The organism is Clostridium sp. (assembly GCF_051656525.1).
GTDB lineage: Bacteria > Bacillota > Clostridia > Clostridiales > Clostridiaceae > Clostridium.
The window spans coordinates 1-15,112 of record NZ_JBOGCC010000138.1 but is presented as its reverse complement, the minus strand read 5'-3'; the positions used below and the strand labels follow the sequence as shown (position 1 = coordinate 15,112).

14 protein-coding genes and 1 riboswitch are annotated in these 15,112 nt (G+C 27.4%); of the genes, 10 read left to right on the top strand and 4 right to left on the bottom strand.

The features are described from left to right. The 3 genes from ACRDDY_RS07065 to ACRDDY_RS07055 all read right to left on the bottom strand — a co-directional run. Positions 1-1,178 (bottom strand): amidohydrolase family protein (locus tag ACRDDY_RS07065; RefSeq protein ID WP_438564260.1); only part of this gene is annotated, 1,178 nt, incomplete at its 3' end. Between the two features lie 175 nt (positions 1,179-1,353). Continuing rightward, on the bottom strand, positions 1,354-2,226 hold the full coding sequence (locus ACRDDY_RS07060) for an SDR family oxidoreductase (RefSeq protein WP_438564259.1): 873 nt from the start codon (positions 2,224-2,226) through the stop codon (positions 1,354-1,356). 103 nt (positions 2,227-2,329) lie between these two features. Beyond that, positions 2,330-2,872: a phosphatase PAP2 family protein gene (locus ACRDDY_RS07055; RefSeq protein WP_438564258.1), complete on the bottom strand. Its 543-nt coding sequence runs from the start codon at positions 2,870-2,872 to the stop codon at positions 2,330-2,332. A gap of 143 nt (positions 2,873-3,015) precedes the next feature. Here ACRDDY_RS07055 and ACRDDY_RS07050 point away from each other — a divergent pair, with 143 nt between their 5' ends. The 9 genes from ACRDDY_RS07050 (at position 3,016) to ACRDDY_RS07010 (ending at position 11,940) form a co-directional block, all read left to right on the top strand. Next, a complete protein-coding gene (locus tag ACRDDY_RS07050) occupies positions 3,016-3,981 on the top strand; it encodes a tRNA dihydrouridine synthase (RefSeq protein ID WP_438564257.1) in 966 nt (321 codons plus the stop codon). 157 nt (positions 3,982-4,138) lie between these two features. Continuing rightward, positions 4,139-4,501, top strand: a complete 363-nt coding sequence (locus tag ACRDDY_RS07045; RefSeq protein WP_438564256.1) for a BlaI/MecI/CopY family transcriptional regulator — start codon at positions 4,139-4,141, stop codon at positions 4,499-4,501. A 2-nt stretch (positions 4,502-4,503) separates the two neighbouring features. Beyond that, positions 4,504-5,997, top strand: coding sequence for a M56 family metallopeptidase (locus ACRDDY_RS07040; RefSeq protein WP_438564255.1), 1,494 nt, complete (start codon positions 4,504-4,506; stop codon positions 5,995-5,997). Positions 5,998-6,036: 39 nt separating this feature from the next. Then, positions 6,037-6,138, top strand: a riboswitch (purine riboswitch). 121 nt (positions 6,139-6,259) lie between these two features. After that, positions 6,260-7,600 carry a uracil-xanthine permease family protein gene (locus ACRDDY_RS07035; RefSeq protein ID WP_438564254.1) on the top strand — a complete coding sequence of 447 codons (1,341 nt, stop codon included), beginning with the start codon at positions 6,260-6,262 and terminating at the stop codon, positions 7,598-7,600. Continuing rightward, positions 7,581-8,150, top strand: a complete 570-nt coding sequence (locus ACRDDY_RS07030; RefSeq protein ID WP_438564253.1) for a xanthine phosphoribosyltransferase — start codon at positions 7,581-7,583, stop codon at positions 8,148-8,150. Before ACRDDY_RS07035 ends, ACRDDY_RS07030 begins: the two co-directional genes overlap by 20 nt. Before the next feature lie 151 nt (positions 8,151-8,301). Beyond that, positions 8,302-9,090: a DUF438 domain-containing protein gene (locus ACRDDY_RS07025; protein ID WP_438564252.1), complete on the top strand. Its 789-nt coding sequence runs from the start codon at positions 8,302-8,304 to the stop codon at positions 9,088-9,090. Positions 9,091-9,232: 142 nt separating this feature from the next. Then, positions 9,233-10,531, top strand: a complete 1,299-nt coding sequence (locus ACRDDY_RS07020) for an alginate lyase family protein (RefSeq protein ID WP_438564251.1) — start codon at positions 9,233-9,235, stop codon at positions 10,529-10,531. Between the two features lie 63 nt (positions 10,532-10,594). Further along, entirely contained in the window at positions 10,595-10,984 is a 390-nt protein-coding gene (gloA, locus tag ACRDDY_RS07015; RefSeq protein WP_438564250.1) for a lactoylglutathione lyase, read from the top strand. Positions 10,985-11,160: 176 nt separating this feature from the next. Next, a complete protein-coding gene (locus ACRDDY_RS07010) occupies positions 11,161-11,940 on the top strand; it encodes a histidinol-phosphatase (protein ID WP_438564249.1) in 780 nt (259 codons plus the stop codon). 280 nt (positions 11,941-12,220) lie between these two features. Here the strand turns inward: ACRDDY_RS07010 and ACRDDY_RS07005 are convergent, their stop codons facing one another. Beyond that, a complete protein-coding gene (locus tag ACRDDY_RS07005) occupies positions 12,221-12,673 on the bottom strand; it encodes a hypothetical protein (RefSeq protein WP_438564248.1) in 453 nt (150 codons plus the stop codon). A 343-nt stretch (positions 12,674-13,016) separates the two neighbouring features. On the opposite strand from ACRDDY_RS07005, the gene ACRDDY_RS07000 reads away from it, so the two are divergent. Then, complete coding sequence (locus tag ACRDDY_RS07000) at positions 13,017-15,089, top strand: molybdopterin oxidoreductase family protein (protein WP_438564247.1); 2,073 nt, start codon at positions 13,017-13,019, stop codon at positions 15,087-15,089. Positions 15,090-15,112: the final 23 nt, after the last annotated feature.

The following is a 15,112-nucleotide window of genomic DNA, read 5'->3' as shown; positions in this document are numbered from 1 at the left end:
TTTACTTCCATTACACGACAAAGAATAGAATCTTTATCAGTTGGTGCTTTTATTTTAAAATCCTCTTCTGAAAATTTATCTAAATGAACACTTTTATAAAATTCGCTAGGGAAATTATAAGGTGTAGAATTATTTTCTTTATTATCTTTAGAATAAATTAATTTTCCAGATTTAAATGTACTTAATATATTAAAATCAAAAGGATTATCTATTAAAATGAAATCAGCAATTTTACCAGGTGCTATAATACCTCTATTAGTTAAATTCATTCTTCTAGAACTTGTATATGTTGCAGCATAAATTGCATCTTTAGGATTCATTCCAAGCGAAATAGCTTTTTTAACAATATTATTTAAATGACCATTAAAATATAAGGTGTCAGTCATAACATCATCTGTTACAAAGCAAAAATGCTCATATAAGTTATTTTCTTTAATATAATCTAAAAGTTCCTTATTAAGCATTTTTTCTTGTATTTCAACAAACATACCATTTTCAAAGCGTTCTATAATTTCATCTAAAGTATGCTCAGTGTGGTCTCCGTTAATTCCAAGATATAAAAATTTAGCTAAATCAAGACCCATAAGTCTAGGGCAATGACCTTCAATGATGTAATTTGGATTAATATCTTTTATGTATTTTATAAACTTACAAATCTCTAAAGAATCATCTTTTATAACTTTTGTATAATTCATAACTTCACCAACACAAATAACATCTTTTATTTTTGAAAGATTGACCATATCATTAAAGTTTATTTGGCCACCAGTAGTTTCTAAGTTAGCACTAGTAGATGGAACACTACTTGGAATAGCACAGAAAATATCTATGTCACAATTTTTTGAAGCTTCAATCATAGAGTTAACACCATTAATACCAAAGACATTAGCTATTTCATGAGGTTCAGATACAATAGTTGTAATACCATATTTTTTTACAGTATCTGAAAAAGCTTTAGGAGTTATCATAGAGCTTTCTATATGCATATGTATATCTATAAGTCCTGGAACTAAGTATTTACCATTACAATCAATAGTTTCTTTAGAAATAAAGTTTTCAGTTCCTTTTTTATCTAAATAAAGAACTTTAGAGTCTAAAACTGCTAAATTCCCATAAATAAATTTTTTATAGTAAGAATTAAAAACATATACGTTTTTAAGTAATAAATCAATCTTCATTAATAAAATCCTCCTAAAGTATGTCCTTGCAAAATATATCTAAAATTTGTAATATTATATTTCTAATTTATAAACAAATAGTAACATAAGTACGAACAAAACACAAACGAAATATAGGGAAAGATAAAAAATGTTCGCAAAAAAAGATGCGATAAATGCATCTTTAAAGAAAAGTCTAGGTATTAATAATTTCACCACCATTAACATGAATTGTTTGACCAGTAATATATGAAGCTGAATTAGAAGCTAAAAATACATAACTTTCTGCAACTTCTACAGGTTGCCCAGCTCTTTGAAGTGGAGTGTTTTGACCAAAGGTACTCACCTTTTCTTCATCAAAGGATGATGGAATAAGTGGAGTCCAGATAGGTCCAGGAGCAACAGCATTTGCACGAATTCCTTTTTTAGCAAGAGATTTAGCAAGAGAACGTGTAAATGTAGTTAATGCACCTTTAGTACAAGAATAATCAATTAAGGTTTCATGACCTCTATAAGAAACTATTGAAGTAGTATTTATAATAGAAGAACCACATTCCATATATTTAAGTGCACGTTTAGTTAAATAAAAGGCACTAAACATATTGCTTTTAAAAGTTCTTTCAAATTGCTCATCTGAAATACCAAAAATATCATAGTCAGCAAACTGCATAGCAGCATTATTTACAAGAACATCTATCTTAGAGAATTTTTTTATAGTTTGTTCTATAACTTCATCACAAAAGGTAGGCGTTCCTAAATCACCAGAAATAAGAAGACATTCACCACCATTATCTTTTAAAAGTTTTTCAGTAATTTTTGCATCTTCATGTTCATCATAATAAACGATAACAACTTTAGCTCCTTCACGAACATAAGCTAAAGAAACAGCTCTACCAATACCACTATCACCACCTGTTATAATACAAACTTTATCTTTTAGACGTTTACCATCATTTATATAAGAAGGATGGTCGCAAATAGGTTCAGGATTCATTTGAGTTTGTAATCCAGGTTGTCTATTTTGATGTTGTTTTGGAAATTCTTTTGGGAAAATGTGTATATGAGTCATTTAAACTTCCTCCTCTAGTAATATAGTTATATAAATAGTATGTCTAAAAGAAAGTTAAATTATGAAAAAATAAGCCTAATACATCGTGTATTAAGCTTATTTTCTAAATAATAGTTTTTTTCTTATAAAATTTATTTATAAGTTTAACTGAAATAATTCCAATTATTATTCCAATAATAGAACCTACAAGTACATCACTAGGATAATGAACAAAAAGATATAGTCTTGAAAAAGCTATAAGGAAAGCTAGTACAAGTGCTGGGATTCCAACTTTTTTATTCATAAGGAAAAGTACTGTTGCAGGTGCAAAGGAACACATAGAGTGTCCTGATGGAAATGAAAATCCTTTAGGTATATCTACTAATAGTTTAATAGAGGGATTAATAAAACAAGGTCTAGGACGCATGAATACATTTTTTAATACTATACTGCTTAAAACAAAAGACAATATTAAAGAAAGTATCATACAAATTCCAAACTTTCTATATTTCTTAGTAATAAGAAGTATTATAGAAATTATAATCCAAATAAAACCGGCATCTCCTAGGTGAGTAATAAAAGGCATTAAAATATTTAAAAATGGATTAACCATATGCTCCTGTATAAAATATAAAATAGAATCATCAATATATTGTATAAAATTCATAGTAGCTCCTTTGTAAAATTAAAAAATAATATTATTCCACAAAAAATTATACATCTTAATAAGAAGCTAAACAATAAAAAATTGTAAGGGAAATAGGTTTTGTAATATAATATTAAGGATTGAAACTTAAGGAGAAAAAGAAGATGAAATATTATTTAGCACCAATGGAAGGTATAACAGGATTTATATATAGAAATGCATATGATAAATATTTTGGAGGATTTGATAAATATTTTACTCCATTTATTATTCCAAATAAAAGCAAAAGTCTAAAAACTAAGGAACTTCGTGATATATTACCTGAAAATAATGAAGGAATGATAATAGTTCCACAGATTTTAACTAATGATAGTGAAGGTTTTATAGAAACAGCTAAAAAGTTAGAATCTTTAGGATATGATGAGATAAACCTAAACTTAGGATGTCCATCAGGAACAGTAGTAGGAAAAGGTAGAGGCTCAGGATTTTTAGGGAAAAGAGATGAATTAGATAAATTTTTAGAAGAAATATTTAAGATAGAGAATATGAAAATATCAATTAAAACAAGGAGTGGTTTAGAAAGTCCAAATGAATTTGAAGAGCTTTTAAAAATGTACAATAAATATCCTTTAGAAGAACTTATAATTCATCCAAGAACAAGAAAAGATTTTTATGGAAATACACCTAATTTAGAAGTCTTTAGAAAAGCTTTAAAAGAAAGTAATACAGAGGTCTGTTATAATGGAGACATTTTTACAAAGAAAGATAATGATAGAATAATAAGTGAATTCAAGGATTTAGATAAAATAATGATAGGAAGAGGAATTTTAGCAAATCCAGGCCTTTTACTAGAAATAAAAGAAGATAAGTATATTGATAAAAAGATTTTGAAAGAATTCCATGATGAAGTATTTAATACATATAGAGAAATATTTAATGATGATAAAAATGCAATGTTTAGAATGAAAGAGTTTTGGGGATATTTGAGTTATATATTTACTGAAAATAAAAAGTATGCAAAGAAAATAAAAAAAGCCCAAAATCTAGTAGATTATAACGAGGCTGTAAATAGTCTTTTTAGAGATCAAGATATAATAAAAGGGGCAGGGCTTTTTAGTGAAGAAAGATAGGAAGTAATAGAATGAACTTAGTGGAGGATATATTTCTCTACTAAGTTTTTATTATTTACATATAAAAACTTTAAAGTAATATATTGACAAATTATTTATATATGATAGACTAAAACAAAAGGGTGGTCTATTAAGAATAGACTGAAAGGAGAAAAAGATGAAAGAATTAAAGCTTGCAGAAACAGAAATGAAGTTTGCTAAAATAATTTGGGAGAGAGAACCTATTCAGTCAGGAGAACTTGTTAAAGTATGCGAAGAAAAATTAGAGTGGAAAAAATCAACTACTTATACAGTGTTGAAGAAGGTATGTAACAAAGGTATATTTAAAAATGAAAATTCAGTTGTATCGGCATTAATGACAAAAGATGAATTTTTAAGTAAAAGAGGAGAAGAGTTTATTGATGAAGCTTTTGGAGGTTCATTATTTAAATTTTTAACTTCATTTGTGGAAAGAAAAAAGTTAAGTGAGGATGAAAGACGTGAGATTAAAGAGATGATAGATAATTATAAGGAGGATTAACTATGGTTTGGGTATTTAGAGAGGTTTTAGAGCTTAGTATTATTTGTTCCTATATAATAGTATTTTTAATAATTGTGAGAGGTCTTTTAAAGAAGATGCCTAAAGTATTTTCTTATGGACTATGGTTTATACTTTTAATAAAAATATTTATACCAATAAATATAAGTAGTCCTTTAGGGATAATTGAAAAAGATAATGGCGTGTTAATGGCTAAAGGTAGAGATGTTATAGGAGAGATTATTAGATTAGAAAGTTATAGTGAATCTTTATCTGTAAGTGGAATGAGTGTAATTGCAGTAATATGGGCTATGATTGGAGTTTTTATATTTAGCTTTATAATGTATTCTATGTTTAAAATAAAGAAAGCTTTAAAAGATTCAGTATATGAAAGAGAAAATATTTATAAGTCAGAGAAAATAAAGACAGCATTTATTTTTGGAATAATAAAACCTAGAATATATATTCCAAAAGGACTGTCAAGTGAAGAAGAGAAGTATGTAATAGCTCATGAAAAAATCCATATAAAAAGATTAGATTATCTAGTTAAAACTATTTGGTATATTATTCTTTCTATAAATTGGTTTAATCCTTTATTTTGGATAGCATTTAATTTAATGATTAAGGATATGGAATTATCTTGTGATGAAAAAGTAATAAAAGATATGGGTATAGGGATAAAGAAGGATTATTCAAATCTTCTTTTAAATTTAAGCATTAATGAAAATAACTGTGTAATTAAACCAATAGGTTTTGGATATAATGAAGTAAAAGAAAGAGTTAGTAATATTTTAAATTATAAAAAGCCTAAAAAGATAATAATAGGAGTTGGAATTTTAGCTATAGGTATTACAGGAATAGCTTTTTTAACTAATAAAGAAAATAAGGAACAGGAACTTATAGCAAATATAGAAGCAAATAAGCTTTTAGAAGATAAAAAAACAAATTTAGAAAAGAAATATAAAAATCCAACTATAATTAATGATTATGAGCATAAAAGTAGTGATGAAATGGAAAATTTAGTTTATGAAACAGCTCTTAAAAGAAGCTATAAATATTATGAAGGTGAATTTACTATATTAGCAATCCAAATGAATGGAGTATATAAAGAAGAGGATAAAGTAAAAGTCTTTGCAACTATTTTTTCTACAGGATATGTTTTAGAAGATAAAAAACTTCATGAGGAAAATGGAAGTTCAATACCAACAGTTATAACTTATAAAGACAATAAAGATGGAACATATACAGTAGAAAAGTATGAAGAACCACTAGATGGAGCTTTATTTGCACCTTCAATAGAGGAATATTGTGTGATGCCTGTTTCAGGAAAAAAGATAAAAGGATTAGATAAAAAAATAATAGATAATTATGGTAGTGAAGAATTAATTAAACTAGAAAGAGAACATCTTATAAAACATCTTAATGAAAACGGTGAGCATGGAGTTTCTCTTGGAGAGTATAATGATGATCTAGTTTTAGAGTATAATAAAATAAATTAAGAAATATATGTAATAATGTAAAAAAGTGTGATATACTAAGTAAAAAAATATATGGAAACTCGTATATACTCGGTAATTTGGTCCGAAAGTTTCTACCTGCTAACCGTGAATTAGCAGACTACGAGGTAAGATTTTTAAGTATAGATTTTTTATATTTAAACATACCTCAAATTAGCTTTTAATTTGAGGTATCTTTTTTTATAAAGGACTTTTCATTTAATATCTTCCTTGTAGAATACATACACAATAGGGGGATTTGAGAATGGAGAAGAAAAATAAAAATGGGCTTGTTTATGAAATTAATGATAAGCCAAGCATAGGGGTACAAATACTTTTAGGATTTCAAAATATTTTTGCAGCCTTTGGGGGAATAATTGCAGTACCACTTGTTATTTCAACAGCATTAGGTTTTGATGGAGCTACATCTACAGCAGTTTTAGCAGCATCAATACTTGCATCAGGAGTAGCAACTATAATTCAATCAAGGGGAGTTTCTAGAGTTGGTGCAAAGGTTCCTTGTATAATGGGGACAGACTTTACTTTCGTAGCACCATCTATAGCAGTTGGATCAGTTGCAGGACTTCCAGGAATTATAGGAGCAACAATTCTAGGTTCAGTTGTAGAACTTTTTTCAAGCTTTTTTATAAAGCCGTTAATGAAGCTTTTTCCACCAATAGTTACAGGGACAGTTGTATGTTTAATTGGACTTACATTACTTCCAGTATCTATGGATTGGGCAGCAGGGGGAGTTGGATCTTCTGATTATGGAAGTCTTAGAAATCTTTCTATAGCAATGTTTGTTTTAGTAATAACATTACTACTAAACAGATATGGAAAAGGAATGCTTAGCACTGCATCAATTCTTATAGGAATGGCAGTTGGATATATAATTTGTATTCCACTTGGAATGATCGATTTTACATTAGTAAAAGAATCTAGCTTTTTTGCATTTCCACAAATATTTGGATATGGAGTAACGTTTGATATAAAATATGTACTTCCATTTATTCCAGCATACTTTGTAACTACTATTGAAACTGTTGGATGTCTTTCATCTGTATGTGAAGTTTCTGATGTTAAAGCAACTGATAAAGTTATAGGTGGTGGAGTTTTAGCTGATGGAGTAGGAAGTGCTTTTGCAGGAGTAGTTGGAGCTTTTCCTAATACAACATTTAGTCAAAATGTTGGACTTATTCCTTTAACAAGAAATGCAAGTAGAAGTGTTGCTATTATGGCAGGAATACTTTTAATATGTCTTGGATTTATGCCAAAGGTTGCTGCAATAATAAATGTTATGCCACAACCAGTTTTAGGTGGTGCAGGAATTGTAATGTTTGGAACAATAGTAGCAGCAGGAATTAAAACTCTTGGAAGAGTAAAAATGAATAATAGAAATCTTTTAATTATAGCAACAGCAATTGGACTTGGACTTGGAGTTACATTTAGACCAGAATTTATATCACAATTACCAGAAGGGTTAAAAATGATATTTTCATCAGGAATATCAACAGGAACAATAGTTGCATTAATATTAAATAAAGTTCTTATAGAAGAAAAAGAAGAAAAGATAGAGGTGTTAGAAAATGAAAAAATTGCAGTCTAAAATTTTAGAAGAAGGAAGAGCGTTAAGTGAAAATATATTAAAGGTAGATTCTTTCTTAAATCATGGTGTAGATGCAAAACTTATGGAAGAGATAGGAGAGGAATTTAAAGAATACTTTAAAAATAAAGGAATAACAAGAATATTTACAATAGAAAGTTCAGGAATAGCACCAACAGTTATGACTGCACTTAAAATGAATTTACCTATGGTAACATTAAAAAAACAAACTTCAAAAATTTTAAATGGTGAAGTATATCAAACAACGGTACACTCATTTACAAAAGGATTAGACTATGAACTAACATTATCAAAAAAATATATAGATAAAGAAGATAAAGTTTTAATAATAGATGATTTTTTAGCTAATGGAGAAGCAGCACTTGGAGCAATAAGGCTTGTGGAAGAAGCAGGAGCAACAGTTAGTGGAATTGGAATAGTTATAGAAAAATCATTTCAACCAGGAAGAAAGTTATTAGAAGATAAGGGATATGAGATATATTCTTTAGCTAGAATAAAAAGGCTTTCAGAAGGAGTTATAGAATTTATCTAGGAAAATAGTAGGAAGACCATAATTAGATAGATAAACTAATTATGGTCTTGAGTTATTTAAGAAGATTAGTATATGGTAACGTATGTTACATAAAACTTTTTTTTATAGGATTATAATTGAAGCATAGAAGAGATGAAAGAAGGAATTAACGATGGAAAAAGTTTTAGATATAAATAATAATGGACAAATAAATGAGAAGAAATTAGAAAAATTAACTATGCTTTTAAGAAGATTAAATACAGAGGAACTTACAACAGAACTTCGTGAAACTGCAATAGAGCTTGTGAAAAATATAAGTCCTTTAGAAATATCAATAGCAGAGCAAAGACTTATAGAAGATGGTATGAATCCAAATGAACTTAGACATCTTTGTGATATTCATATGGAAATTTTAAAAGATGAATTAGAGAGCTTAGAAAAGAAAATAGGAAGAGGGCATATTCTTTATACTTTTATAAGAGAGCATGATGAGATTTTAAAAGTATTAGAAAAGATAGAGGCTTTATCTAAAGAAGTAGAGAAATTAGAAAGTTTTGATGAAGAGAAAGTAAATTTAGGAAGAAGTCTTGCAGTAAGTCTTTTAAATGCAGAGCCACATCATAAAAGAGAAGAGGAAGTGTTATTTAAAAAATTAGAATCTTTAGAAATAACAGGACCAACAAGAGTAATGAGATTAGAACATGAAAGTCTTAGAGCTAAGAAAAGAGAATTAAAAGAATTATGTACAGTATGGAAATATTTAAGCTTAGAAGATTTTAAAGAAAGATTTTTAAGTCTTTCAAAAGATATAGTATTTGAATTAAGAGATCATATATTTAAAGAAAATTACATTCTTTATCCAACTGCAATGGAAAGTATTAAAGAGGAAGATTTTAATTTTATGAAAGAAGAATGTGATATGTTAGGATATTGTACATTTACTGAAAAAGAATATATTTAATAAAAAAACTCTAGTTAAAATTTTTAGCTAGAGTTTTTTCAACTTATTATTTTAATATTAAATATAATAAATTTATATAAAAATCCTTGTTTTAAGAATTTTATGGAGATATAATTTAATAAATATTTTGTAGATTATAACAATGTTGATGATATTTAACATAAAAAAGGAGATGATTATTATAAAGAAAATATTAGTTATAGCCATAATTATAATTTTAGGACTAGGGGTTAGCAATTACTACTTTTTTCAAAAGTATCATGAATATAAGAAAGAAAGTATTAAAACGACACAAAGTAATGAAACAGATGTAAGTAATGTAAAAAAGAATGGAGAAGGTAATTTTTATAATGCACAAAGTATAAAAAATCTTTCAAGTGATTCAAAAGAATCAATTATAAATTCAGCAAATAAGGTATTAGAACTTAAGAGTTTACCTACAGTTACAGATAAAACAAATCTTATAGCAAAAGGGGAAACAAAAAATGATTATGTATCTATGGCACCATATTTATGGCAAAATCCAAATGATGCAAATACCTATATTGTAAAAGATGGAGTTGATAATCCAGAAAGATTAAATGATTCAACATATGATAGCAATAGATTAAATGAATTAGTAAATGATTTAAATAAAGTTTCATTTGCATATACTATTACAGGAGATTCAAAATATGCAGATATGGCAAATAATCTTTTAAATACTTGGTTTATAAATTCAGAAACTAAAATGAATCCTAATATGAAGTATGCTGAGATATTTGAAACTAAAAGTGGGAAAACAATTTATACAGGTTCATCAATGATATCAAGTGTGCCTTTAATTAATGTTGTTAATGATATAGAACTTTTAGGAAATGCAGTAACAAATGAAAATAGTACAGGATTAAAAAGTTGGTTTAATTCATTTGCAGGTTGGTTATTAAATGAAAATGGTGGAAATATAGACAAGCTTAGAATTAATAATCATGGAACTTGGTTAGATGCAGATCTTGCAACATTTTACTCATATGCAGGAAATTCACAAATGGCAGAAAAAATATTAAATACAGTAGGGGAATATGCAATAAATCCACAAATTCAATCAAGTGGTAAAATTCCATCAGCTTTAGTAAGAACAAAATCTTTAGATTATACAGAGTATAACCTAGAAGCCTTTATTACATTAGCTAATTTAGGGGATGCATATGGTATGAATATTTGGGATTATAAGTCAGAGAATGATGGAAGCATAGAAAAAGCTATAGAATATGTAACAAATTATCTTTCAGGGAAAACAAAATGGCAATATGAAAATATTAAAGGGAAAGATGTTAATGAAGAAAGTAATAAGAAATTTGCTATGTATTTAGAAATTGCAAATAAGCATTATCAAAATCCAGAATTCACTAAAGTAATAGAAAAGTATTCAAAAGGAAATATAGGAGTTAATTTAGTGTAATATTAAAAAAGAAATTGTGATAAAATTAAATAAAGAAATTAAATTTTAGGAGGAGAGAAAAAGATGAAAGTAAAAATGTTACACACATGTATAAGAGTTAAGGACTTAGAATTATCATTAAAATTCTATAAAGAGGCACTAGGGCTTATAGAAACTAGAAGAAAAGATTTTCCAGAGCATAAATTTACATTAGTATACTTATCAAATGAAGAAGGAAACTATGAAATAGAATTAACTTATAATTACGATGTAGAAAAACCATATGAGCTTGGGAATGGATTTAGTCATATAGCTATAGGTGTAGAGGATATAGAAACTTTAAGAGAAAAGCATATAGCGTTAGGTTATAAAGTAACAGATTTAAAAGGACTTCCAGGAGAAAAACCACATTATTACTTTGTAACAGATCCAGATGGTTATGCTGTGGAAGTAATAAAAAGTAATTGGAATTAAGAAGAAAACTGGCTTATGCCAGTTTTTTTATGTATAAACAAAGTCCTTAACTCTTTGTAGTTAAGGGCTTTATTAAAATATTGTTTTATTTATAAAAAACCAAACACGTTTTTGAAATTTAAGATGGAAAGTTGAATATGTTATAATGAAGAAAAAAACATACAGAGGAGAAAAAGATGAAGACAAACTATCATACACATAATTATAGATGTAAGCATGCTATAGGAAAAGCAAAAGATTACATAAAAAAAGCTATAGAAGAAGGATATGATGAAATAGGACTTTCAGATCATATGTGTCATCCAGGTCTTGGAATAGATGATAAATCAAGAATGTTTTATGAGGAGCTTCCAGAATATTTTAGAGAAGTAAATGAAGCTATTTTAGAATATGAAGATAAAATTTCTATTAAAAAAGGGTTAGAATGTGAGTATTTTGAGGAAATAGAATGGATTTATGATGAACTTCTAAAAAAATATAAAGTTGATTATCTTATTTTAGGGGTTCATTTCTTTAAATATAATGGAGAATGGCTTTATGTAGGACATGGATTAGATACAGACATGCTTGAAAAATATTCGGATTTTGTAGTAGAATCTATGGAAAAAGGATATTTTAAATATGTAGCCCATCCAGACCTTTTCTTTTTAGGATATAGAGAATGGGATGAATATGCAGAAACAGCATCAAGAAAAATATTAAAAGCAGCTGAAAAACTAGAAATGCCATTAGAAATAAATATAAATGGATTAAAAAAAGGAAAAATAAAAACTTCACGTGGAGAAAGATATATGTATCCAATGAAAGAATTTTGGGAACTATCAAAAGAGTATGGTGTACAAAGAATTATCGGAATAGATGCCCATAGTCCAAAAGATTTAGAAGACTTAGAGAAAGGAAAGAAATTTGCAAAAGAACTAGATTTAGAGTGGATTGAAAAACTAGAATTTAATTAGAAATTTAAAATTAAGAATATAGAATTAGAGGATTTGCAAGCAAATTAATAAGAGAAAAGTTATATAATAGAGAATTTAAAGTAATGTTGTTAGTCGATGATTTATTATATAAAATTATTTTTCATATAATAGGATAGGAAAGTAGAACTTATACTTTGACATAAATTACTAGAGGAAAGCTAAAAGGGAGTAGCTTGACTACATCCCCTTTTTTAAAGATTATAAGAATTAAACATTACTAAAAATAAATGAAATCTATTCTAAAATTCTTAAATAATTTCTAATTTATTCCGAATTTTACTCTCATTTTATCAAATAAAAGTCCATTTCTAATGAATAAAATTCCACCTATAAACAATGCAATAGCTATACCTATATAAAAACTTCCTAAGTAATTTAAGTTTATTATATTTAGGTATCTTAGGCCTATACTTAGGGCTATCATTACTGTCATTATTATGTAGCTTTTCACATCGAAAAATGAGAATGGACAATGTTTTTCTAAAGAGCTTGTCATTATTCTTTTTGCATGTTTAATTGTTAAGTTTTTAAAGATAAAGAAGTAAAAAATAGCTAAAGTTACAAGTATTATTATCCCATTAATTATGTAGTCAGTAGTGGTAGCTTCTAGGATACTTTCTTTACCAATTAAAAAAACTCTTATGGCAGCGAAAAGCCAAACTAATCCACCTAAGAAGAGTACAACTGGTTTTTTTACACTAAAATATTTCATAAAAATCACCTCATCTTATTATATTATAAATTTAAACAAAGTGGAACAACAAATAAAAAATACTATTAAATAAAGATTATTATTTAGTAATATTAATGATATTTTATAAAGGAAAAATAAGAAAAAAATCTATTTTAGAGTAAGTAAAAAGAGATTTGAATAAATTATGGAAAATAGAAAAAGAAAATTATAAATAATTAATAAAAAAATAAAGTTTAGTTAAATATAATAATATAAGTGTGATGAAAATCACGGTTAAATTTTATGGAATTAGATATCGTAGTATTATAAAGATAGATAAAAATTTATCAAAGATTTATTATAAATGAAAGTAGGTATTTGAATGAAGAAAGTACAGTCAACTTGTAATTATTGTTCTATTGCATGTAATTTAGATTTTTACGTAGAGGATGAAAAAATAGTTAAAATAATTCCAACAAAAGGTCATCCAATAAATAAAGGGTTTAGTTGTATAAAAGGATTAAGCTTAGATAAACAAAATACTATGTTTAAACCAAATGGACCTAAGGTAAAAAATAAAGATGGTATTTTAGAAAATGTTTCTTGGGATACTGCTTTCAATGAAACAGCTAAAAGAATAAAAGAAGTTCAAGAAAAGTATGGAAAAGAAAGTTTTGCATTTATAAGTACAGGGCAACTTGATACTACAGAAATGGCTTTAATTGGACATATAGGAAGAACATATTTAGGTGGAAATGGAGATGGGAATACAAGACTTTGCATGGCAACTTCAGTTGTAGCACATAAACAAAGTTTTGGATTTGATGCACCTCCTTATGCACTAAAAGATTTAGAACTTTCAGATACAATATTTTTAATAGGAGCAAATCCAGTAGTTGCACATCCTATTATATGGGGAAAAATTAAAGATAATAAAGATGCTAAAGTTATAGTTATAGATCCAAGAAAATCAGAAACAGCTAAAAATGCAGATATTTGGGTTGATATAAAACCAAAAGCAGATTTAACACTTCTATATACAATAGCAAATACACTAATAGAAAAAGATTACATAGATAAAGAATTTATAGAAAAACATGTTGATGGATTTGAAGATTTTAAAGCCTTTGTAAAGAATTTTACATTAGATAATGTTTTTGAAAAGACTGGAATAAGTAAAGAGAGAGTTTTAGAACTTGTAGATTTAATTCATAATGGAAAAAGAGTTTCGTTCTGGTGGACTATGGGAGTAAACCAAAGTTATCAAGCAGTTAGAACAGCACAAGGAATAATAAACTTAGCTCTTATAACGGGAAATATTGGAAAGCCTGGAACTGGTGCAAACTCAATTACAGGTCAATGTAATGCAATGGGTTCAAGATTATTTAGTAATACAACAGGTCTTTATGCAGGTGGAGATTATGGAAATGAAGCTGAACGTGAAAAGGTAGCTAAAGCTTTAAGAATTGATAAAGATATGCTACCAACAAAGCCAACAATTCCATATAACATGATAATTGAAAAAGCAATTCAAGGAGAAATAAAGGCTCTTTGGATAGTTGCAACAAATCCACTTCATTCATGGACTAATAATGAAACATTTAAAAAGGCTATAGAAAATTTAGATCTTTTAATAGTTCAAGATATATATGATGATACAGATACAGCAGTATATGCAGATGTTATGTTACCAGTTGTATCAACACTTAAAAAAGAAGGTTTCTTGATAAATACTGAAAGAAGACTTACAGGACTTCAACCAGTATTGAAGAAAACAGAAAATGAAAAAGATGATTATGATGTTTTCTTAGGTGTAGGTAGAGCACTTGGAATGACTAGTGAATTAGAAGTATGGAAAACTAAAGAAAGTGCATTTAATATGCTAAGAGATTGCACAAAAGGGTTACCATGTGATTTTACAGGAGTAAATTATAATGACTTAATGGAATCTAATGGAATTCAATGGCCATTAAGAGAAGGTGAAACTTTAAAATCCGATGAAAGAAGACTTTATGAAGATAAAAAATTCTATCATCCAAATGGAAAAGCTAAGCTTCATTTTGAAGATATAGCTATGAATCCAGTAGGAGTAAATGAAGAGTATCCATATGCATTTAATACTGGAAGAGGAACTGTAGGTCAGTGGCATACACAAACTAGAACAAGAGAGATATCATTTACAAATCATGTAGTAGAAAGTGAAGCATATGTTTATGTAAATAATAATGATGCAAGTAAACTTGGAATAAAAACTAATCATTATGTAAATCTTAAATCAATAAATGGAAATACTTCTAAATTCTTAGTTAAAGTAACTAAGGATGTTAAAGAAGGGGAGCTATATGCACCTATGCATTATATAGAAACTAATAACTTAACTCCATCAGTATATGATACTTATTCAAAAGAGCCATCATATAAAACATGTGCAGTTAAAATAGAAACTATAAAGTAGATTGGGGAAAGCTTATGAAAAGA

Bases quoted from the DNA above. Each gene is read 5' to 3' on its own strand.
- ACRDDY_RS07060 (WP_438564259.1), bottom strand. From the start codon at position 2,226: ATGACTCATATACACATTTTCCCAAAAGAATTTCCAAAACAACATCAA.
- ACRDDY_RS07055 (WP_438564258.1), bottom strand. From the start codon at position 2,872: ATGAATTTTATACAATATATTGATGATTCTATTTTATATTTTATACAG.
- ACRDDY_RS07050 (WP_438564257.1), top strand. From the start codon at position 3,016: ATGAAATATTATTTAGCACCAATGGAAGGTATAACAGGATTTATATAT.
- ACRDDY_RS07045 (WP_438564256.1), top strand. From the start codon at position 4,139: ATGAAAGAATTAAAGCTTGCAGAAACAGAAATGAAGTTTGCTAAAATA.
- ACRDDY_RS07040 (WP_438564255.1), top strand. From the start codon at position 4,504: ATGGTTTGGGTATTTAGAGAGGTTTTAGAGCTTAGTATTATTTGTTCC.
- ACRDDY_RS07035 (WP_438564254.1), top strand. From the start codon at position 6,260: ATGGAGAAGAAAAATAAAAATGGGCTTGTTTATGAAATTAATGATAAG.
- ACRDDY_RS07030 (WP_438564253.1), top strand. From the start codon at position 7,581: ATGAAAAAATTGCAGTCTAAAATTTTAGAAGAAGGAAGAGCGTTAAGT.
- ACRDDY_RS07025 (WP_438564252.1), top strand. From the start codon at position 8,302: ATGGAAAAAGTTTTAGATATAAATAATAATGGACAAATAAATGAGAAG.
- ACRDDY_RS07020 (WP_438564251.1), top strand. From the start codon at position 9,233: ATGTTGATGATATTTAACATAAAAAAGGAGATGATTATTATAAAGAAA.
- gloA (WP_438564250.1), top strand. From the start codon at position 10,595: ATGAAAGTAAAAATGTTACACACATGTATAAGAGTTAAGGACTTAGAA.
- ACRDDY_RS07010 (WP_438564249.1), top strand. From the start codon at position 11,161: ATGAAGACAAACTATCATACACATAATTATAGATGTAAGCATGCTATA.
- ACRDDY_RS07005 (WP_438564248.1), bottom strand. From the start codon at position 12,673: ATGAAATATTTTAGTGTAAAAAAACCAGTTGTACTCTTCTTAGGTGGA.
- ACRDDY_RS07000 (WP_438564247.1), top strand. From the start codon at position 13,017: ATGAAGAAAGTACAGTCAACTTGTAATTATTGTTCTATTGCATGTAAT.